The organism is Pseudoprevotella muciniphila, assembly GCF_003265305.2.
Taxonomy (GTDB): domain Bacteria; phylum Bacteroidota; class Bacteroidia; order Bacteroidales; family Bacteroidaceae; genus Alloprevotella; species Alloprevotella muciniphila.
This window is the reverse complement of the sequence record NZ_CP033459.1, coordinates 379008-398988: the sequence shown is the minus strand read 5'-3', so window position 1 is coordinate 398988 and position 19981 is coordinate 379008. Positions and strand designations below refer to the sequence as shown.

General features: G+C 41.4%; 21 protein-coding genes, 1 tRNA gene and 1 pseudogene. All 23 read right to left on the bottom strand.

Annotation, left to right across the window (positions count from 1 at the left end):
- Nucleotides 1-4: 4 nt before the first annotated feature.
- The 23 genes and pseudogenes from atpF to C7Y71_RS11755 all read right to left on the bottom strand — a co-directional run bounded on the left by atpF (nucleotide 5) and on the right by C7Y71_RS11755 (nucleotide 19954).
- Nucleotides 5-511, bottom strand: coding sequence for a F0F1 ATP synthase subunit B (atpF, locus tag C7Y71_RS01705; RefSeq protein ID WP_111897788.1), 507 nt, complete (start codon nucleotides 509-511; stop codon nucleotides 5-7).
- A gap of 21 nt (nucleotides 512-532) precedes the next feature.
- Nucleotides 533-784 carry an ATP synthase F0 subunit C gene (gene atpE / locus C7Y71_RS01700; protein WP_111897789.1) on the bottom strand — a complete coding sequence of 84 codons (252 nt, stop codon included), beginning with the start codon at nucleotides 782-784 and terminating at the stop codon, nucleotides 533-535.
- 60 nt (nucleotides 785-844) lie between these two features.
- Complete coding sequence (gene atpB / locus C7Y71_RS01695) at nucleotides 845-1903, bottom strand: F0F1 ATP synthase subunit A (protein ID WP_193215938.1); 1059 nt, start codon at nucleotides 1901-1903, stop codon at nucleotides 845-847.
- Nucleotides 1900-2310 (bottom strand): hypothetical protein, encoded by a 411-nt coding sequence (locus C7Y71_RS01690; protein ID WP_111897790.1) that lies wholly within the window; start codon nucleotides 2308-2310, stop codon nucleotides 1900-1902. Before C7Y71_RS01690 ends, atpB begins: the two co-directional genes overlap by 4 nt.
- Before the next feature lies 1 nt (nucleotide 2311).
- Nucleotides 2312-2548 carry an ATP synthase F1 subunit epsilon gene (atpC, locus tag C7Y71_RS01685; RefSeq protein WP_111897791.1) on the bottom strand — a complete coding sequence of 79 codons (237 nt, stop codon included), beginning with the start codon at nucleotides 2546-2548 and terminating at the stop codon, nucleotides 2312-2314.
- Between the two features lie 11 nt (nucleotides 2549-2559).
- Nucleotides 2560-4098 carry a F0F1 ATP synthase subunit beta gene (atpD, locus tag C7Y71_RS01680; RefSeq protein ID WP_111897792.1) on the bottom strand — a complete coding sequence of 513 codons (1539 nt, stop codon included), beginning with the start codon at nucleotides 4096-4098 and terminating at the stop codon, nucleotides 2560-2562.
- A gap of 185 nt (nucleotides 4099-4283) precedes the next feature.
- Nucleotides 4284-5261: a 6-phosphofructokinase gene (pfkA, locus tag C7Y71_RS01675; RefSeq protein WP_111897793.1), complete on the bottom strand. Its 978-nt coding sequence runs from the start codon at nucleotides 5259-5261 to the stop codon at nucleotides 4284-4286.
- A 25-nt stretch (nucleotides 5262-5286) separates the two neighbouring features.
- Nucleotides 5287-6630, bottom strand: a complete 1344-nt coding sequence (locus C7Y71_RS01670) for an SLC13 family permease (RefSeq protein ID WP_111897794.1) — start codon at nucleotides 6628-6630, stop codon at nucleotides 5287-5289.
- Between the two features lie 57 nt (nucleotides 6631-6687).
- Nucleotides 6688-6759: transfer RNA gene (locus C7Y71_RS01665), tRNA-Gly, on the bottom strand.
- A gap of 97 nt (nucleotides 6760-6856) precedes the next feature.
- Nucleotides 6857-7423 (bottom strand): GTP cyclohydrolase I FolE, encoded by a 567-nt coding sequence (folE, locus tag C7Y71_RS01660; RefSeq protein WP_111897795.1) that lies wholly within the window; start codon nucleotides 7421-7423, stop codon nucleotides 6857-6859.
- A 6-nt stretch (nucleotides 7424-7429) separates the two neighbouring features.
- Entirely contained in the window at nucleotides 7430-8161 is a 732-nt protein-coding gene (locus C7Y71_RS01655; protein ID WP_111897796.1) for an SPOR domain-containing protein, read from the bottom strand.
- Nucleotides 8162-8263: 102 nt separating this feature from the next.
- A pseudogene (tpiA, locus tag C7Y71_RS12240) lies at nucleotides 8264-10305 on the bottom strand (triose-phosphate isomerase).
- A gap of 12 nt (nucleotides 10306-10317) precedes the next feature.
- Nucleotides 10318-10869, bottom strand: a complete 552-nt coding sequence (locus C7Y71_RS01640) for a DUF1599 domain-containing protein (RefSeq protein ID WP_111897926.1) — start codon at nucleotides 10867-10869, stop codon at nucleotides 10318-10320.
- 15 nt (nucleotides 10870-10884) lie between these two features.
- Complete coding sequence (locus tag C7Y71_RS01635; protein WP_111897799.1) at nucleotides 10885-11760, bottom strand: homoserine O-acetyltransferase/O-succinyltransferase family protein; 876 nt, start codon at nucleotides 11758-11760, stop codon at nucleotides 10885-10887.
- Nucleotides 11761-11832: 72 nt separating this feature from the next.
- Complete coding sequence (locus C7Y71_RS01630) at nucleotides 11833-12318, bottom strand: hypothetical protein (RefSeq protein WP_146739354.1); 486 nt, start codon at nucleotides 12316-12318, stop codon at nucleotides 11833-11835.
- Nucleotides 12319-12433: 115 nt separating this feature from the next.
- A complete protein-coding gene (locus tag C7Y71_RS01625; RefSeq protein WP_111897801.1) occupies nucleotides 12434-14368 on the bottom strand; it encodes an ABC-F family ATP-binding cassette domain-containing protein in 1935 nt (644 codons plus the stop codon).
- A 37-nt stretch (nucleotides 14369-14405) separates the two neighbouring features.
- Entirely contained in the window at nucleotides 14406-15326 is a 921-nt protein-coding gene (locus C7Y71_RS01620; protein ID WP_111897802.1) for a glycosyltransferase family 2 protein, read from the bottom strand.
- 15 nt (nucleotides 15327-15341) lie between these two features.
- Nucleotides 15342-16154, bottom strand: coding sequence for a glycosyltransferase (locus C7Y71_RS01615; RefSeq protein WP_111897803.1), 813 nt, complete (start codon nucleotides 16152-16154; stop codon nucleotides 15342-15344).
- A 10-nt stretch (nucleotides 16155-16164) separates the two neighbouring features.
- Nucleotides 16165-16971 (bottom strand): glycosyltransferase family 2 protein, encoded by an 807-nt coding sequence (locus tag C7Y71_RS01610; protein WP_111897804.1) that lies wholly within the window; start codon nucleotides 16969-16971, stop codon nucleotides 16165-16167.
- 35 nt (nucleotides 16972-17006) lie between these two features.
- Nucleotides 17007-18107, bottom strand: a complete 1101-nt coding sequence (locus tag C7Y71_RS01605; protein ID WP_111897805.1) for a DegT/DnrJ/EryC1/StrS family aminotransferase — start codon at nucleotides 18105-18107, stop codon at nucleotides 17007-17009.
- Nucleotides 18104-19087, bottom strand: a complete 984-nt coding sequence (locus tag C7Y71_RS01600) for a GNAT family N-acetyltransferase (protein WP_111897806.1) — start codon at nucleotides 19085-19087, stop codon at nucleotides 18104-18106. The genes C7Y71_RS01605 and C7Y71_RS01600 overlap by 4 nt, the downstream gene beginning before the upstream one ends.
- Entirely contained in the window at nucleotides 19084-19500 is a 417-nt protein-coding gene (locus C7Y71_RS01595; RefSeq protein WP_226943512.1) for a sugar 3,4-ketoisomerase, read from the bottom strand. The genes C7Y71_RS01600 and C7Y71_RS01595 overlap by 4 nt, the downstream gene beginning before the upstream one ends.
- 298 nt (nucleotides 19501-19798) lie before the next feature.
- Nucleotides 19799-19954 carry a hypothetical protein gene (locus C7Y71_RS11755; protein WP_193215937.1) on the bottom strand — a complete coding sequence of 52 codons (156 nt, stop codon included), beginning with the start codon at nucleotides 19952-19954 and terminating at the stop codon, nucleotides 19799-19801.
- Nucleotides 19955-19981 lie beyond the last annotated feature (27 nt).

Genomic DNA, 19981 nt, shown 5'->3' with positions numbered 1-19981 from the left:
TGGATTAGGCTTTTGCCACTTCGTCGAGCAAGCGTTCGATATATAGTTCTTGCTCCTTGTCCGTTTCGATTTGGCGGCGTACCACTTTTTCTGCCACTTGCAGGGAAAGGTCAGCAACTTGTGAACGAATATCACGCAGAGCATTTTCCTTTTCTACTTGAATTTGCGCTTTGGCTTCTTCAAGTATCTTTGCGCCTTCTGTCTGTGCCTTTACTTGCGAAGCCTTAATGATATTGTCACGTGTTGCCATCGCCTCCTTTATGATGTCAGCCTGTTTGGCACGTGCTTCCATCAGGATCTTCTCGCTTTCCGCCTTTATGTTAGCCAACTTCTCGTTGGCCTCTCTGGCATTTTTGATACTTTCGTCAATGAAGTTCTTACGTTCTTCCACTGCACCTGTTATGGCACCGAACGCATACTTCTTGAGCAGAAAGAAAACTACCAAAAAAGCAAGTAGCATCCAAAAGAGCAGACCGAAATCCGGAGTAAGTATGGATGGCATGTTTTGCATGATTTGCCGTTTTTTTCGTTATTATAAGAAGAGAATAAGCAAGCAGACAATCACAGCGAAGAAGGCAACACCTTCAATAAGGGCTGCAATCACGATCATGTTTGAACGGATGTCGCCTGTTGATTCGGGCTGACGAGCAATTGCTTCCATGGCTGATGCGCCAATTTTGCCAATGCCAAGACCGGCACCAATAGCAGCGATACCTGCGCCGAGACCGGCACCTAATTTTGCAAGACCTACACCTGCAGCAGCTTGTAAAAGAGATAGTAACATAATTTAAGTTGTTTTTAGTTATTATTATTGTTTATTATTTTTATTCTTTTATCTGTAATTTTAATGTTCATGCTCTGGATGAGCCATGCCAATGAATACGGCACTCAACATCGTAAAGACGTATGCCTGAATGAAGGCAACAAGAAGTTCGAGAGCATTCATGAATATCATCATGAGCACACTGACCAGAGAGAGAGAGGTGCCAACGATGGCATTAATCTCAAATGTAATGAAGATGACAGCAGTCAGTGAGAGAATTACAGCATGGCCGCCAAGCATGTTCGCAAACAAACGGACCATCAACGCAAAGGGCTTGGTAAAAATACCGAATAACTCAATCACTGGCATCAGTGGTACAGGACATTTCATCCATACTGGTACGTCTGGCCAAAAGATTTCTTTCCAATATTCACGATTACCAAAGATATTTGTAATCAGGAATGTCAGCAGAGCAAGGATGAATGTGATGGTGATATTGCCTGTAACGTTTGCGCCACCAGGAAAAATCGGGATAAGACCCATTAGATTGGTGACTAGCAAAAAGAAAAATACTGTGAGCAGATAAGGTGAATATTTCCTGTAATGCTTTTCACCGATACTTGCCTTAATTACGTCATCATTGATTGACATAACCAAAACTTCCATCATGCCGACCATGCCCTTTGGAGCACCATCTTCGATGCGGTGTCTTTTATACCAGCGGGCGCATGGAATGAATATCAGAAGGAGTATGAGTACATTGATCCAGATCTGTACAACGTCTTTTGTGATGGAAAAATCCCAAGGACGGTCATCATAACCCTCTTCATATATTTTTCCCTGCCTCTTGGAGTCAACATAGAAGCCCATATAATGATGATTTTCACTCTCGTGGAAACGGGAAGAACTGAAGACGTGCCAGCCTCCTTCATGGCTCTTCACGATGACTGGTAAAGGTATGCTTATGTGATGTCCACCCCAGGTGGTGATATGCCATTCATAAGCATCGCTCATGTGACCGAGAACAATCTCCTTTACGTCTACGCTACTTTCTTCCTTCTCTTCCGCATTGACGGGTATGGTCAGAAAGAAAACACACGCCAGCATAAATAATGTCCTTATGAGTCTTTTATGAATCATTTTTTTCTTTTATTCTTTGTAATTTCTTTTTCCGCATTCAGATGTTTTGCAGTGCAGAATGCCATGGTCAGCAAATAGAACACTGAAACATTGATGACGAACACCATTAAGTTTTGCTTTATGAAAATAGCATAAACGATAATAATCAGTGCGCTGAGTAATAACCTTAAAACGTTCATCAACAGGTGGAAGCCCATTAGCATCTTGCTGTCTGTCCTTCTCAACTTCTCGCAGATGCATATATCAGTCATGGCTGCAAAAAAGTATATGCATGCAATGATTGCTATTGGCAGTGCCTGCTGGGAAGCCTCAATCGTAATAAACGATTTTTCTATCAAGAGTAGGAGAGGACCTGCAATGAAGAAGATAATCGCTAAAATCCCTGCCGATTTGAGAACTTTCGTCATTTTAGACTTCAATGCAAACAGATACTTCGTTGTTTGAAACTTCTACAAAACCTGCTTTGATGGCAATTTCAAAAGTTTCACTACCCACACATCTCACAATGCCTTCAGTAAGGATGGAGACTATCGGGGCATGGTTTTGAAGAATTTCAAATTTACCCTTTTTGCCAGGGACAAAGACGCTATCCACCTGACCGGCAAATAATGTCTTTTCTGGTGAGACAACTGTAACGTTCAGCATGTCAAAGAATTTTAGGCTTTAGCATTCTCAAGAAGTTTCTTGCCTTTGGCAATAGCGTCGTCGATAGTACCCACATTCATGAATGCCTGTTCGGGGAGGTCGTCCACTTCGCCATCGAGAATCATATTGAAACCTCTGATGACTTCTTCGATGGGAACCATCACACCAGGAACGCCAGTGAACTTCTCTGCAACGGTGAATGGCTGACTCAGGAAACGCTGAACTCTGCGTGCTCTGTTTACAGTCAACTTATCCTCGTCCGACAATTCGTCCATACCCAAGATAGCAATAATGTCTTGCAACTCTTTGTATTTCTGGAGAATTTGGATAACACGTTGAGCGCATTGGTAATGTGCTTCACCAATCACGTTGGGGTCCATGATTCTTGATGTGGAATCAAGAGGGTCAACCGCTGGGTATATACCCAACTCTGTTATCTTACGACTAAGCACCGTCGTTGCATCAAGATGGGTAAAGGTTGTAGCGGGAGCAGGGTCGGTCAAGTCGTCAGCAGGTACATATACTGCCTGAATAGAAGTGATAGAGCCGTTCTTTGTAGATGTGATGCGTTCCTGCATTGCACCCATGTCGCTTGCCAATGTAGGTTGATAGCCTACGGCTGAAGGCATACGACCAAGAAGAGCAGATACTTCAGAACCAGCCTGTGTGAAACGGAAAATATTGTCGATGAAGAACAATATATCGGTTGCCTTACCCGTATCTGCACCGGCATCACGGAAGGACTCTGCAACAGACAGACCTGACAAAGCCACACTTGAGCGTGCGCCTGGAGGCTCGTTCATCTGGCCATAGATCAGCGTTGCCTGACTCTTTGCCATTTCGTCGTAGTCAACTTTCGACAAGTCCCATTCACCATTCTCCATGGCTTTTACAAACTCTTCTCCATATTTGATAACGCCTGATTCAATCATTTCGCGGAGCAAGTCGTTGCCCTCACGTGTGCGCTCGCCAACACCTGCAAATACAGAGAAACCATCATGTCCCTTTGCGATGTTGTTGATAAGTTCCATAATAAGCACGGTCTTACCCACACCAGCACCGCCGAACAAGCCAATCTTACCACCCTTAACGTAAGGCTCTAGCAGGTCGATAACCTTAATGCCTGTGTATAATACTTCACGGCTGGTTTTCAATTCTTCAAATTCTGGTGCCTTGCGGTGTATCTCGTATGCACCTTTCGACTTATCAAATTCTTTCAAACCATCAATGCTCTCACCGATAACATTGAGCATTCTGCCCTTAATTTGATCACCAATAGGCATTGATATTTGAGAGCCGAGATTCTTTACTTCTAGCCCTCTCTGCAAACCATCAGTGTTGTCCATCGCAACAGTACGTACGGTGTCTTCACCGATGTGTTGCTGAACTTCTATAATGATGCTTCGACCATCGGGGTGCTTTACCTCGAGCGCATCGTGAATTCGGGGTAAAGATGATGTGGTGTCAGTTTCGTTTACTTCGAAACTAACATCTACGACAGGACCGATTATCTGGGATATACGACCTGACTGGAGTTTTTTATCGCTCATTATGTTCGTTGTTTTAATATTATGTTGCAAATTTAATTAAAAAGTTTTAAAATTCGTTAACAACTCAATAATTATCACTCAATAAGAAGGTTAGTGCTGTTGACAGTTACAAATTGCAAAGTTTATATGCTATTTTCTTTATATAAGACATGCAATAATTAGTCTGTCGGAATTTCCAAACTTTCTTATATAGAAAGTTCGTCAAGAACCTTTATGAGTTGTTTATCGATATTTTTACGCTTTCCTATGGCATCAACGAAGGGTACGTATACTATCTCGTTGTTCCTGACTCCAACCATTACATTACGCTGACCTTGTACTAATGCTTGAATTGCTCCATATCCCACTTCTGATGCAAGTATCCTGTCGCGGGCAGTGGGAGAACCTCCGCGTTGTAAGTGTCCAAGAATAGATACGCGTACATCGAATTCCGGGTATTCCTGATTGACGCGATTAGCATAATATAGTGCACCGCATTTGGGGCTTTCGCTTACGATAACGATGCAACTCTTTTTACTCTTACGTATGCCACGCTCCATGAATTCTATCAGTTGGTCGCTGCCTGTGCTGTCTTCAGGAATAATTGCGGCCTCTGCTCCGGCTGCAATAGCACTGTTTTGTGCAAGAAAACCTGCATCACGCCCCATCACTTCTACAAAAAATATACGTTCGTGCGAAGTGGCTGTGTCACGGATTTTGTCGATACATTGTGTTATGGTATTGAGCGTTGTGTCGTAGCCAATGGTGTTATCTGTACCATAGAGGTCATTGTCTATTGTGCCAGGCAGTCCTATGCATGGAAAATCATATTCTTCAGCAAAGTCTTTTGCGCCGGTAAGTGAGCCATTTCCACCGATGACAACAAGTGCATCGATAGATTCTTTCACAAGCGTTTCGTATGCCTTCTTTCTTCCTGAAAGCGTCATAAACTCCTTGCTTCTGGCAGTGCGAAGGATTGTTCCACCAGTTTGGATGATGTTACTGACATTCTCAGTCGTGAAAGTTCTAACCTCATCGTTAATTAGCCCTTCATAGCCTTTGTAAATGCCTTTTATCTTGAATCCATTGCATATACCGCTACGTGTAACGGCTCTTATTGCGGCATTCATTCCAGGAGCATCGCCACCTGAAGTCAAGATTCCTATACATTTGATTTTACGCATATTAAACACCCTATTATTATAATTATTACATCAACCAGTGCATTACAGCAAATGTGACCAATCCTGCCAGCCAGCCAACGAGCACTCGCCAAGAACAATGCTTGAGATACCATGCTACAGTAGCATTTTCCATGCGAACGAAATATATACCAGCGATTGTTCCCATGGCGAGAAGCGAGCCGCCCATTGTAGAGCAGAAACTTATCAGTGGCCAAAAGGCTTGATCAGACGTCAGTTGAGTAACATCGGAGAAGATGTAGATGTTAGAAACCAACGATGTCATGTTATTGATGAAAGCGGCAAGCAAACCTACGGCAGCACCTATTATATATGGATTCTGCAGATTTCCTACAAGCAAATTGGAAAATTGTTTCAGCATACTTGTCTCGTTTACAGCTCCGATAGCAAAGATGATGCCTATAAAGAACATCATATTCTGAATGTTGGCATACTGCAGAGCCAATGGAAATCTTCTATGAATCATTTGGTCGCTGTATATCAACTGTCTGTTACACAGTTCGTTGACAATCCAGAGTAGTGCTAATACGCACAAAGCACCTACGAAAGGCGGTAGGGCAGTAATGCTATGAAAAGTAGGTATAAACCACAGTCCTCCTATTCCCACGATGAGCATTAGAAATCTTTGCCACCTATTGAGAATTGTGTCATCGCCACGATAGGGTGGAATGGTATTTACCAACTCTAAGCGGTGTGGCAGTTTTTCATAAAAAAGAAGTAGTGTCGTTACAAGTGCAACGAGACTTGGAAGTGCGAGATAGGCAGAATATTGCGTAGCCGTTACCGCTCCACTGTTCCATAGTGTCAAACTGCTTATGTCTCCTATTACAGTGAATGCTCCACCCATGTTTGCACAAATCACTATAATAAATCCATATACACGTCTCAACTTGTCGTTGGCAACAAGTGAGTGCATGATGGAAAGCATCAGGCATGTAGTTGTAAGGTTGTCAAGATTAGCAGAGAGGATGAAGGTAAACAAAGCAAGCATCCAAAGGAACTTTCTTGGCTTGCGCGTCTTTAGTCCTTCGTTTATAAAATCAAAGCATCCGTTGTTCGACAAGATTTCCACGATCGTCATTGTTGCCAAAAGGTAAAGCACCACTTCTGCAGCACTGACCACATATTTGAAAAAGATGTGTTCAGCAATAAAAGACTTTACGTCGAGTCCTGATTGAACAAATGCTGACAGATGGAACTCATTAACATAATGGCTGCCATCGATTGTGTAAAGAACCCAACAAGACGCGCCCATAAACATTGCGACGGCTGCAGTATTCATTTTGTTGATACGAGCCGTCGCTATTAGTAAGAGTCCTATTATCAATATGGAAACTATTACTGTAGTCATAATAAAGTTTACGGTTTCGTGAAATTTTAAAAGGCTGTTTCGCTTATTTAGACTTAGAGCGGCAAACGGGGTTCGAACCCGCGACCCTCGGCTTGGGAAGCCGATGCTCTACCACTGAGCTACTGCCGCATTGCAGAGACTTTGATGCAAAGATAAATAAAAAACTTTTATATAAAATATCTTTGAAGCAATATCATTTGTTAAATCCTTGTGAGTTGAAGATGATTTATACTGTTTTGTTCATCACCAACTTCAAAAATTCATCTCTTGTTTTTGCCTGATTGAATGCTCCGCAAAAATCGCTTGTAGTAGTAATAGAACCTATCTTTTCCACTCCACGCATTTGCATACACATGTGTTTCGCTTCTAAAACCACCATAACGCCTAATGGCTCGAGCGTGTTTTGAATACATTCTTTAATTTGTGTTGTAAGCCTCTCCTGCACTTGCAAGCGGTGGGAGTATATATCCACCACTCGTGCTATCTTAGACAATCCTGTGATATAGCCGTTAGGTATATATGCAACATGCGCCTTGCCATAGAAGGGGAGCATGTGGTGTTCGCATAAAGAATAGAAAGGAATGTCCTTAACTATGACCATCTGGTTATAGTCTTCTTTGAACTTTGCCGAGTTGAGAACTGCTGCTGCATCCATAGCGTAGCCTCGAGTCAAGTCTAACATGGCCTTGGCTACTCGCTCGGGTGTCTTCAAAAGACCTTCGCGTTCTGTATCCTCGCCCAAGGACGCAAGGACATCCTGAATATTTTTTTTGATAGATTCTATCTGTTCCACTTTTTTCTATTTTGCCACAAGAACATTACTCCTGACAATTCTCGCCTCAGGAAAAGCCTTTGCCTTTGTAATTAACAACAGATATTTTTTCGCTTCTTCGAAAGTCTCAAAATCACCCACACGACACGTCCAACGAGGAGAGATGAAGTGCGAATAAACAGATAACTGTGGGAAGCATTTTCTGCATTTTTCACCAACCCGTTGTGCTGTAGCCTTGTCCTCGCGTTTGTTGCCACCGGTATATATTTGAATCCGATATCCTTCTTTCAATACCCTTGGGCGTTTTTCTGCTGACTTTTCGCCTGGACTTACTCGGCGGATAACCACTCGACGTGACAAGTCCTTCTTCAGAACTTTATGTCCACGATTTTTGTTTGGAGTTAAGGTTTCGGCAGGTTTGGGCTCTTCTTGTTTCTGAACTTGCTCTGGTTGTTTTGCCGGCTCTTCCTGCTTGATGGCCTCCGCCTTCTTTTGTGGTTCAACGTGAGTTGGGGTTACCTCTTCAGGTTTAGGCGTGATTACAGGTTCCACATCATTCTTAACAACCGGTTTCTGCTTTTCTGTTTCATCCTTCTTCTTCTGCGGATCGGCCTTTTCTGTTGACTGAGGTGTGGGAACTACTGTACCATTACTTTCATTGGTTTTAGACGAGTTTTCAGTGTTGTTGACTGGTTCCTGTGCATAAATAGATGCACTTGTAAAAGTCAACAGCATGAAAAGAGTGAAGAGGTATTTCATTTTAGTTGAATTTTTGAAAAACTTTAGAACACCACCTGTTTTTATTTGAGGCGCAGACCTTATTGAAAAGCATAAGGTCTGCTCCTCTTTTCGTTTAATAAATTATTTCCAAGCGTCGATAATGCCTTTAAAGTCGTCCGCTTTCAGTGCCGCACCACCGATAAGTCCACCATCTACATTTGGTTTTGCAAAGAGTTCTTTTGCGTTGCTGGGTTTGCAACTGCCACCGTAAAGAATAGTAGTGTCTTCTGCTGCTGCTTTGCCAAACTTTTCTTCAATGACTTCTCGAATGAATGCGTGCATTTCTTCTGCTTGTTCTGCAGTCGCAGTCTTGCCAGTACCAATAGCCCAGACAGGTTCGTATGCAAGTATGATGTTGGAATATTGTTCAGCAGTAAGATCAAACAAGGAACCTTCTATCTGTGCTTTTACAACTTCATTCTGCTTGCCAGCCTCTCTTTCTTCAAGGACTTCGCCGATGCAGAATATTACTTTCAGGTCATTAGCAAGTGCAAGATTTACCTTTTCTTTCAAAATCTCAGCTGTTTCTCCATAGTACGCACGTCTTTCGCTGTGACCAAGAATAACGTATTTAGCACCTGTTGATTTAACCATTTCTGCAGACACTTCGCCTGTATATGCACCTTTTTCCTTATCTGCACAATTTTCAGCACCAAGGCTCATGATACTTTCGTCGATCATACCTGCTACAGATGCAAGATGGATGAAAGGGGTGCAAATTACAACACCGCAGTTTGGCTTGTCTGCAGTCAATTTCTCGTTAAGATCTTTTGCCAATTCAATGCCTTCCTGGAGGGTTTTGTTCATTTTCCAGTTACCGGCAACAATTTTCTTTCTCATTTTGTTATGTTGTTTTAATTTGTTTAGTTTTCAGAATTGTTTAAGTTAGAACGTTTTAGTTCGTTTCCTTTCTTTGCCTTCGACTTGTCAATTTGCCTTTGAATATTATAGTCGTGCAAACGTTTCGCAGCGTTCCATAAAACGTCCGCAAAGATAATTAAAAATAGTGGAACAAAGAACCAAAGTGCCAATTTCAATAATATATCCTGCACATTTGTAGCCGTTGCGGCAAGTTCTTTTGCATCGAGATTGCCGTTTGGATCAATAGGGAGTGTGTTCTTGCTCCATTTATTAAGTATCTTCCCGTCTTTTAAGAGAATCAGTCCGGGATTACTCCTGACTATTGATTTTAGTTGCTCTTCTTGTCCGATGAGGAAATTGTATGCTGCTCCCGTGTGGTCTGTCCATTGTTTTATTGCCGCAGAGTCAGAGGCTGTTATGCAGTAAAGCAAGTAATTCTTGTCGTCCGAAATATCTTTCAGGTCGTTTATCCTGTCTGCGACACCATCGTCTGCTGTTTCAAGTCTTGGTGAGATGAGCAGGAAAGTGTATTTGTCTTGATTTAAGATTTCGTCTGTAACATCCTCCTGACCATCGAAGAATCCCAAGTTTAAAATTTCTCCGAAATTCTTTTCTCCAAGTTCTTCTAACAGTTTTGTGTCAGGGTTGGTGCGCACGGTCTTCAAGTCCGTACCCGTCTTATATGCCATGAAATCGATTACAGGCAGATAATATGTAGTGTAGACGCCAAGAATGACTATATATACCAATGCGTACATTGATGTTATCCACTGATTTCGCTGAGAAATGAGCCTGAATATCCGCTGCGGAAAGAACACAACAGGTAAACACAATGCAAACAGAATGAAATTCTTATACATTGTCTGCTGGTTTGTCAGCGTCAAGGCATCGCCAAAACAGCCACAATCAGGGACAGCATTAGTTTTGTAAATATAGACTGTAATGAAAGTCATGGCACCGACGAACACCGTTGTGGTTATTGTTGTCAGTTTACGGCGAATGCCTAAAAGAAGATATATCCCGAGCAAAAATTCAAGAGTCGCAAGGGCAACAGCCAAGACAATGAGAACGACAGCGTCGTCACTAAAAGAAAATCCCCAATTATGCAGATAAGCATTTATTTTGTAGCCCATGCCCGTAGGGTCTACGGCTTTGACAAAGCCAGAAGCCAAGAATACTGCGCTCAAGGTAAATCGGCAAAGATTTACCACAAGCGTCAATATGCCGTTAAGGATGGACAGGATTTTGCTTTTCATATTCATTGGAGTCTAAGCTTATTTCTTTTCTTTTTCTATCAACAATTTGATAAGTCCAAACACTGAATAATTCAACATGTCCATATAATTGGCGGCAATACCTTCTGAGACCAAAGTCTTGCCTTCAAGGTCTTCGATTTGTTTTGTTCGAAACAGTTTCATCAGAATGAGGTCGGTGTAGGATGATATCCGCATACCTCTCCATGCCTCGTCATAGTCGTGATTTTTCTTTTTCATCAGTTCGAGGGCTTCTGTGGCATGTCGGTCATATTCAGTCAGTGCCTTTTCTGGTCCTAAGTCATCAAAATCCGCATATCCCAACTCCAGTTGTATTAGTCCGATAATGCTATAGTTGATGATGGCAATGAAATCGCCTGTGATGTCTTCACCCACAGCATTTTCACCTGTTGTTTCAATGCCGCGAATACGTTTGGCCTTGATAAAAATCTGGTCGGTGATACTTTCAGGACGCATGATTCGCCATGCTGCCTTATAGTCGTGTAATTTCTTAGAGAAGATTTCGCGACAAATGTCCATGACTTGCTCGAACTCCTTATTTGTGTCTTTTATGTTTGGCATAATGTGTTATTTGTCTTTTAAAAAATGTTCTATCCAGTTGTTGTAAATCCTCTTGCTATCATCCTTCCAACTAAAGTCTATACCTGATTCCTCGTCATCATTTATATAATAATTGGCAGGTTTTGTAATTGGCAGATTTTTGCCGAGATCGCGGTGGTATTCAAAGTCAAGCCTTTCTATGGGGTATTCCAAATGTCCTGTTACATACACATCTCTATTGTTAGTGTCTGCCGCAATGGCGACTCCTCCTACTCCTGCACAAAGAATTTCAGGGGAGTCGTCGGTAATGAAATCTTTCTCTTTTACTTCGGTATGGCGGCTTATAGGGATATGTATGATATTTAAACACTCTGATAGTAGCGGATGGCTCAAATTCCTGTTCTCGAAAGCATATACACCAAATTTCTTTCTGCTTGACATGTGCTTAGGTATGCCATATCTGTGGTAAAGAGCCGCTTGCGCCGCCCAGCAGATGAAGAATGTGGAACGTATATTGCAATCTGCCCAATCCATGATTTCCTGAAGTTGTTTCCAGTAACGTACCTCTTCAAAATCTATGTTCTCCAATGGTGCACCAGTTATTATCAAACCATCCCATTCCTCCCCCTTGACACATTCAAAGTCCTTGTAAAAAAGGTCCATGTGTGCTTGTGGTGTTGTTTTATACTGCTGTCCCCGTATTTTTATCGGAACTAACAAGACATCAGTTTCGCTTTCTGCCAAACTAAAAGCGGAATAGCGTTCTGAGGCTTGCTTCTCTGGCATTAGGTTCAGGAACAAAACACGCAAAAAATCTTTGTTGGCAGTATATTTGTCAACAGTAGTAATCTTACTTGATTTTATGCCTGAGGCTTCTGGAAGTCCCTGGGGTAGTATTACCATAGTTTATGGACAGATTTTGCGCAAATTTACTGATATCTTGTTTAACAACAAAATTGCGGCACATCATCCGATTTATAAATCGTTCACTTCCTTAGCCTTGTAAGCGTCGTAATTATCTACGTCACAATAGAATATCTCCAGTCGGTATGTTCCTCCAAGATATTTATTACCTTCCCTGCAATATGAGTGAAGTTGGATTTGTCCTTTCATGCCGCTCGTCTTGTCAAGAATGTGGAATGTATGCCGGATGTCTCCCTCTACCGACTTTTCCAAGTCCTCGTCCACTACCTGTTCTCCATATTTCTGCTTTATAGACGTTTCGAACTTTTCCAATTTTTCCTTTACCTCACTTGCATTGTAGCATGAGATGTCCACTTCAAGTGCATACACCAATTTTGTGGTAGGGTGGAAGAATACACATAGTTTGGCCTTCTCGTTGGCAAAGACACCTTTGAAATTTTTGTTGCCTTTAGGGTCAATGAGCGTGTTTCTCTTGAACCCCTTTGATTTCAGTGCCATTGAGAATTCGTCTATATTTCCGTCTATAGGTATTCCCATGAATTGAAAGTGTTGGGCATTTATGCTTATTGTGAATAAGAATGCCGATACAAGTATAATAAACTTCTTTATCATCATAATGTTGTTTTTGTTTTTCTGTTTTTTTGAAATCAATTTACTTCAGTTTGTCCAATTCTTCTACAGCATTTTCCCATTCGTTCATGGCGTTTTCGAGTTTCTTTTCTATTTCTGCGTGTAGGATGAAAATGTCATCACTGGTTTCACCGGATGCGATTTGACTCTGAATGCTCTCCAATTCGCATTCCAATGCTGTTACAGTGTCTTCTTTCTCTTTTACTAATTTCTCAGCCTTTCTGACAATCTTTGTGCGCTCCTTTTGTTGTTCGTACGATTGTCTTCCCTCCGATTGTACAACTTCCTTCTTTTGCTGTTCATTGTTATCGAGTGGATTATAGTTGATTGTATGCAGTTCGTCGAGTTTCTCGATATCCTTTTTCTTTAGGAAATCATATATTCCTCCAATGTGCTCTCTGACAGCACCGCCTCCGAATTCATAAACCTTCTCTACAAGTCCGTTGAGAAAATCTCTGTCGTGAGAAACTACAATGACGGTCCCATCGAATGCCAGCAACGCCTCTTTCAGCACATCTTTTGTGCGCATGTCAAGATGATTGGTCGGCTCATCAAGAATGAGGAAATTTACGGGTTGGAGCAGTAGTTTTATCATCGCGAGACGGCTGCGTTCGCCTCCTGAAAGCACTTTGACTTTTTTATCGGACGCTTCTCCACCGAACATAAATGCACCTAAAATGTCTCTGATCTTCAAACGTATCTCACCAGTGGCAACATGGTCTATCGTGTCGAATACAGTCTGATTTTCATCAAGTAATTGCGCTTGATTTTGAGCATAATAGCCGATTTCAACGTTATGTCCAATTTTCAAGATGCCATCATGCTCAATCTCTTCCATGATGCATTTTACCAATGTTGATTTTCCTTCACCATTCCTTCCTACAAAAGCGACTTTCTGTCCTCTTTCTATAACAAGGTTGACGTTTTTGAACACACTGTGACTACCGTATGATTTGGCTACATCTTCACAAATGACAGGGTAATCACCACTTCTTGTGCAAGGTGGAAATTTCAGATGCAAGGCAGAATTGTCTATCTCATCTATTTCAATAGGGACAATCTTTTCCAACTGCTTTATCCTGCTTTGCACCTGTATGGCTTTTGTTGGTTTGTACCTGAAACGTTCAATGAAATCTTTGATACTTGCAATTTCTTTTTGCTGATTTTCGTATGCGCGCAACTGTTGCTCACGACGTTCCGCTCTCAATTTCATAAACTCGTCGTAAGAGACTTTGTAATCAGTCATTTGTCCGCATGATAATTCCATCGTGCGATTTGTTACGTTGTTTAAGAATGCTCTGTCGTGACTTACTACTATGACTGCGCAGTTTGACTTCTTCAAAAAATCCTCAAGCCAGCGAATACTTTCAATATCAAGGTGATTGGTCGGCTCGTCAAGCAGGAGAATATCAGGGTGCTGAAGAAGAATTTTTGCCAATTCTATTCTCATTCGCCATCCGCCAGACAATTCATTAGTGGGACGATTGAATTCTTCTTGTTTGAATCCTAATCCCGTGAGCGTTCTTTCAATCTGTGCCTCATGGTTTTCGCTCTCTATCAGTTGCAGCCTTTCGCTTTCTGATGTGAATAATTCCACAAGGTCCATGTATGACGGGCTGTCATAATCTGTTCTTCGGGATAACTCTTCGTTTAGTTCTCTTACCTTTGATTTCAGTTTGTGTAAATCTCGAAAAGCCTTCTTGGTTTCTTCAACAACCGTCGTCTCATCGCTGAGTTTCATTACTTGTGGTAGATAACCTATAACTAAGTCTCGCTGTATGTTTACAGAACCTTCGTTCGGAGCACTTTCGCCTGCTATAACTTTCAGCAGGGTGGACTTGCCGGCACCATTCTTACCTACAAGTGCGGCACGTTCCTTTCTGTTAATAACGAAAGTAACTCCGGCAAATAATGGCTTAGCCCCAAATTCTATTTTTAAGTTTTCTACCGAGAGCATTGTTAGACTTAATTCTGAAAATTTTATGAAACGTTGACTACAATAATTTATTATATAGCAACCAAGTGCCTCTTATTCCTTTTTTTGAAAGAAAATGGAGTGGGGGTGAGAAAAATTTGAACAATCCGGATGTTTGAATCTGCCTTGAGAAGTTATATGCCTGTTCCGACATTTCTGTTCGGTTTTCCCTATATAGCCATGCAGACAGTAATTGTGTCTTGGCGCTTAATGCATTTAATGCCTTCGTTTTATGCGCCTGGTCTATGCGAGAAACTAAAATATTGTGTTGTCCTTTTTGTAATGCTTTCATCAAATCTTCGTAACTATGAGCAAAGTCTTTACCCGTAATGCTGTCTGAATGCTGAAGAATTCTGTGATATGTCTTGTTGAGGTAAGCAATGTCAGGCCGTTGAAGCATTATTCTAATACCAAGTTCCCAATCGTTCCATCTTGGCAAGTCCTCATCCCATCCGCCTGTTTTTTCTATGAGCGAGCGTTTTATCATAAAACTTTGGGTTGAAAGTGTGGATGACAAGATGTGCCCTTCGAGCGTCAATGGGAATAGCGTCTTTCTTGGATGTTCCTTTCCGTTGGAAACGATGAGGGTGTTGCAGACGATTAAGTCCTTTCCTTCGTGATTCATGCAATCGCAAAAGAAGTGTGGCGACAATTCATCGTCACTGTCAAAAAAGTAGATGTAATCACCACTACATATTTTCATTCCGGCATTGCGTGCCACAGATGCTCCTTTCCGGTTTTCTGTGATGACGCGTATGTTAATCGTATTGTCCGACTGTTGTTCTCCAAATTCCTGGCACAAGTGATACGAATTATCAACAGACCCGTTGTCCACAAAAACAAACTCAAGAGAGACTCCCTTGATTTTCTTTATGGAAGAGAACAACTTTGGAAGGTGTTGTTCTCGGTTATAAACAGGTATTACAACAGATATTCGCATAACACTTACAGACTATTATTTTTTGTTGTTTGTATTTGCCACATAGTTGATGCCTTTCAGCATTTCACAAAATCTGTGGATTGTTCTTGAATATGGTGAGACAAATGCATATTTTGCGGCTTTCATTACAGAAAGGCATTTGCCATGAAGCATATAGTTAACAGCCCCCTTGCTTCTCCAAAATTTATCGTCATCTTTAAGGCGTTTGCTCGTTGTTGACGGATTAGTGCGGCATACTACTTTTGGTATGTACTTGATATTCAGTCCTTTTGATGCTGCTTCATGAATAAAAACTTCTTCCTCGCCTACAGTCAGGTAGTCGCTACCCAGTCCAAAGCGTTCGTCAAAGAATGGAATTGCCGCCGTTTTCCTGAATGCTATTTCGCAAGACGACACAAATGTGCGCTTTGGTGCGTTTCTGTAATCGTATGGAAATGACGGGTAATTTTTCATCAGATGCCCTTCGTAGTCCGACATTTGAAAAAGGAGTATATCCGCAAAAGACTGCTCATCGAAGGCCTGAATTACCATTTTGAGTTGCTCCTCTGTGTATTCCACGTCATCATCTGAAAAGATGGCGAATTCAGTTTGGAGCGCTTTGATTGCCGCATTTCTGCTCCTCGAAATTCCTTTTCCTTCAAGTCTTATAACATCCATAGGTTGCTTCTTCGTGGAGTACTCCACAAGATGTTCAAGACTATCTGTCGGTTTTGTTCGTTGCCATACGACGAGATAGCGCACTTCAGGAATTATCGGCAGTTCTTTCTGCAACAACTGCTTAATACGATCGTCTATGGTTGAGAACAATACCGTTAACCGAGGAGACATTGTCGCGTATTTAGTGGTTTTTCTGCATATATCTGATGCCCTCGGCAAGATGTTTCATCATGGGCCAAAAATGACACAGACCAGCTGTCGACGATTTCATGGCAAATTTGAAGCAGATTAACCATGCCTTCCTGCCATTGCGATAATATGTCTGTGCCCCATAACTGCGTTGAACCCCGACATCCACATAAATCAACTTCTTTTTTAGTTCTATTGAAGTCTCGAAAATCTTTATGGGGAAATAGCGCATCTTCAGACCTGCCCGTATCGCATCTTCCATCCAGATGTCTTCTTCGCCGCAAGTAAGAAATTGTGTGCCAAGTCCGAACCGCTCGTCAAATCTTATCTTACCTTGCACCTTTTCTCTGCGGCAAACCATCTCAATAGTAGAGATGGAATAATCTTCTGGCAGCTGTGTGATGTCGAACTCTTCTTCAGGATAGTCCTTGAGCGGCTTGCCAGTATATGTACTCGCCTTGAAGAATGCCACGTCTATTTCCGGATGTTTCTCAAATGTGTCGAAAATCACTGAGAATGCCTCTTCGCACAATCGCTCATCGTCATCAGCATACATCACCAAATCGGACGTGGCCTTTTCCAGGGCAAGGTTTCTGTTGGCGGAAAGTCCTTGACCTTTGTACAAATAAAGAGTCACATCGTGCCGATTCTTCAAATTCTCAGGTATCAGATCGAGATAGCGCTCTTCTGTATATTGGTAAGAGATGATGTAGCGCACCTTATCTTGAGGTGGTTTCAGAAACTCTTCTATTCTGACTATTCCCTTGTTTATGGTACATACCAGAATGTCTAATGTCATGATTATGTGTGGTTTATGTTGGTTTATACTGCTTGTTAGTAAGAAAAATTATTTAATATTTCTGCAACGAATCTGGCTTCTTCATCAGAGAGCAAAGGGTGTATGGGGAGGCTTAATTCCATTGCAGCCACCTGTTCTGATATGTTGAACTTCTTGCTTTTGTGGTTGCTATATGCTGGTTGGAGATGTAATGGGGCAGGGTAGTGGCACAATGTTTCTATGCCATTGTCTTTCAAATAGTTAGCAAGTTTTTCGCGCTTTTCGCATAGTAGGGGGTAGATGTGGAAGACACTGCTATTGATATCGCCTTTGTATGGAATCTTGCACGCCTTGTTTGATATTAAAGAACTGTAAATCTTGGCAATCTGCTGTCGTCTGTTGTTTTCTCTCGAAAGATGTTTCAGCCGGGCTATCAGTACTGCTGCCTGAATTTCGTCCATTCTGCTGTTAATCCCCTGAAACTCATGATGATACTTCTCTTTACTTCCATAATTTGACAAGGCGGTTGTCAGTTCTGCCAAATTGTCATCATCTGTCATTACTCCTCCTGCATCGCCCAGTGCACCAAGATTTTTACCCGGGTAGAAACTGAAAGCCGCAGCATCAGCCAAACTACCTGCCATTTTACCTTTATATGTGGCACCATGTGCCTGTGCTGCATCTTCCACAACCTTCAAGTCGAATTTTTTTGCCAAGTTGTTGATGCGTTCCATGTCGCAGACCTTGCCATAAAGATGTACTGTAAGTATGGCACGTGTTTTTGGGGTAATATGTTGTTCTATGGTGTCTGCATCGATAAGAAAATCGTCCGCAATATCGCAGAATACAGGTGTAAGTCCTGCGCGTGCTACACCTTCTGCCGACGCAATGAAAGTAAATGCCGGTACAATAACTTCGTTATCATCTTTCCAATCATAAAGTATTTTCATCGACATCAATATCAGCGCTATGGCATCAAGACCATTACCCACACCCACAAAATGCTTACTCCCAACAAATTCACAGAATTGTTTTGCAAATTCATTGTTAGCATCGCCACGGAGAAACCTGCCTGAATCTATCACATCCTTAATCTTCATGCTCAGATCCGGCTCGTATGTGGCGCAAATTGATTTTAATGGATAATAAGGTATCATGTGTAGAAACTTTCAGAGAGATTTTGTAGGTTTAATTCATAGGTGTCATAGCAAATGGCGCGTGCACCAAAGCCTTCTTTCTGGAACAATAATCCGTTGTTGAGCACATTCCCGCCATCTTCGGTCGAAATACCGTAATCCAGATACTTGAAATTATTCAGTTGGCGATAATAGTACGTCAGTTCATAAAAAAGCAAATCCAACGCACAAGAATCCTTTCCCTTTGCGTTGGCGGCAATATACTGTATATGAGCAACATTCTTCGTTTCGTAAACAACGCAACCACCCAGCATGGCGTTATTCGAGTCTGCAACCGAGTGAAACCGGATATTCAGTGGAAATTTGTTTTTGAGATGGATTATCTCCTGAAGAGTGTGAACAGGGTGTGTATGATGGTTTTTGAGGAGATTTTCAGTTAGCAAGCCCCAAAACGCTTCCAGACTACTATCATTAAGTTTTACTATATGACCTGCGCAGGCTGCTTTCTTGATTTTCCTTTGTCGCAAATTAGAGAAGGGTAGTGGCGTGTTTAATGGCACCACCGATGAAATGCTGCGTGACTTTAGCAGTGCCTGTGCCCGGAACAGCCAATATTGGTCAGCCGCGGAAGGATAAGAATGATATATAGATGGTATCTCCTTATAAATCAGTTTCTTAAAACCAATATTTTTGTAGTACGCACAAATTGCATCCAACATCTTAAATACCTCGCTTGAAGTAGTTCCATTACCAACGATTAGCCCGCCGTATGTAAGTCCCTGGTGTGAGTAAATGCAAGCATCAGATTTTGTGGCATTTGCAGGAAAGAGGCCTATGATTCTATTATTGTTCGTCAGAACGAGTGAACAATCAGAAAACCTGTCTTTATGGTAATCCATATAATTTCTGTCGAGAAGAAATGTGGCGTTCACACTTTCCCGAACAAAGCGATTCCAGTCTTCGCGGTGGTCGCTGTCTTTATATGGAAACAATTCTGTCATTTGTGTTCTGAGAAATGTTTAAACTCTTCGTAACTGTTGATATAGCCTTCTTCACTGTAAGTTTGCGATGCCATGACCAAGCACACGCAATCTTTTGAGAAATTCAGCAATTCACACCAAACGCTGGCAGGAATGAAAAGACCGACACGAGAATTGTTCATGTGGTAGGTATATTTGTTTCTCCCGTCATCTACAGCAACGTCAAAACTACCATTAACGGCAATTAAAAGTTCATCGCAGGATGTGTGTGCATGTCCGCCGCGCTGTGCTGCAGATGGAACATCGTAAATCCAAAACACGCGTTTTATTTCAAAAGGAAAGTTCTCACAATTTTGAACAGACGTCAACATGCCACGATGATCGGCGAATGTTGGTAACCTGAACAGGAGTTCCTCTTTTCTATACTGTTTCACTTATTCTTTATTATTTTATTCAAAAATACAAAAATACTGAAAACTTTTAACAAAACCGACTATTGTAAGGCATTTTCAATTATTGAAATCATTTGTTCAAAACCTTTATAATTAGAATTGTGATTATGTTTAATAAAGTAAAGAGTAAGAGTCATAATAGATTACTTATGGAAAAGGATTACACTACCCTCTGTACACTCTATGTGCCCGTACTCTGTCTTCCCAGAGCCCCGAAAGTATTATTCTTGTTGAAAATACATCAAAAGTCACAAACTTTAAAGAGAAGTTTGGGAACTGATTATGTTGGTAATTGGTCGTTACTTATTAAAGAATCTATTATTTTATCTAGTTCTTCATATTTTTTAGTAAGTTCTTTTTCACACTTTTCAATATCTTCTAAAGGCATTGAAGGATTATATGAAATATGTCTAATAAAATGTTTACTTTTTATCATTCTATTTTCTCTTTAAAAATTTAAGTA

Excerpts from the sequence above, each read along its gene's own strand:
- atpF (WP_111897788.1), bottom strand. The coding sequence starts at position 511 with ATGCAAAACATGCCATCCATACTTACTCCGGATTTCGGTCTGCTCTTT.
- atpE (WP_111897789.1), bottom strand. The coding sequence starts at position 784 with ATGTTACTATCTCTTTTACAAGCTGCTGCAGGTGTAGGTCTTGCAAAA.
- atpB (WP_193215938.1), bottom strand. The coding sequence starts at position 1,903 with ATGATTCATAAAAGACTCATAAGGACATTATTTATGCTGGCGTGTGTT.
- C7Y71_RS01690 (WP_111897790.1), bottom strand. The coding sequence starts at position 2,310 with ATGACGAAAGTTCTCAAATCGGCAGGGATTTTAGCGATTATCTTCTTC.
- atpC (WP_111897791.1), bottom strand. The coding sequence starts at position 2,548 with ATGCTGAACGTTACAGTTGTCTCACCAGAAAAGACATTATTTGCCGGT.
- atpD (WP_111897792.1), bottom strand. The coding sequence starts at position 4,098 with ATGAGCGATAAAAAACTCCAGTCAGGTCGTATATCCCAGATAATCGGT.
- pfkA (WP_111897793.1), bottom strand. The coding sequence starts at position 5,261 with ATGCGTAAAATCAAATGTATAGGAATCTTGACTTCAGGTGGCGATGCT.
- C7Y71_RS01670 (WP_111897794.1), bottom strand. The coding sequence starts at position 6,630 with ATGACTACAGTAATAGTTTCCATATTGATAATAGGACTCTTACTAATA.
- C7Y71_RS01655 (WP_111897796.1), bottom strand. The coding sequence starts at position 8,161 with ATGAAATACCTCTTCACTCTTTTCATGCTGTTGACTTTTACAAGTGCA.
- C7Y71_RS01635 (WP_111897799.1), bottom strand. The coding sequence starts at position 11,760 with ATGGTAATACTACCCCAGGGACTTCCAGAAGCCTCAGGCATAAAATCA.
- C7Y71_RS01630 (WP_146739354.1), bottom strand. The coding sequence starts at position 12,318 with ATGGGAATACCTATAGACGGAAATATAGACGAATTCTCAATGGCACTG.
- C7Y71_RS01625 (WP_111897801.1), bottom strand. The coding sequence starts at position 14,368 with ATGCTCTCGGTAGAAAACTTAAAAATAGAATTTGGGGCTAAGCCATTA.
- C7Y71_RS01620 (WP_111897802.1), bottom strand. The coding sequence starts at position 15,326 with ATGCGAATATCTGTTGTAATACCTGTTTATAACCGAGAACAACACCTT.
- C7Y71_RS01615 (WP_111897803.1), bottom strand. The coding sequence starts at position 16,154 with ATGTCTCCTCGGTTAACGGTATTGTTCTCAACCATAGACGATCGTATT.
- C7Y71_RS01610 (WP_111897804.1), bottom strand. The coding sequence starts at position 16,971 with ATGACATTAGACATTCTGGTATGTACCATAAACAAGGGAATAGTCAGA.
- C7Y71_RS01605 (WP_111897805.1), bottom strand. The coding sequence starts at position 18,107 with ATGATACCTTATTATCCATTAAAATCAATTTGCGCCACATACGAGCCG.
- C7Y71_RS01600 (WP_111897806.1), bottom strand. The coding sequence starts at position 19,087 with ATGACAGAATTGTTTCCATATAAAGACAGCGACCACCGCGAAGACTGG.
- C7Y71_RS11755 (WP_193215937.1), bottom strand. The coding sequence starts at position 19,954 with ATGATAAAAAGTAAACATTTTATTAGACATATTTCATATAATCCTTCA.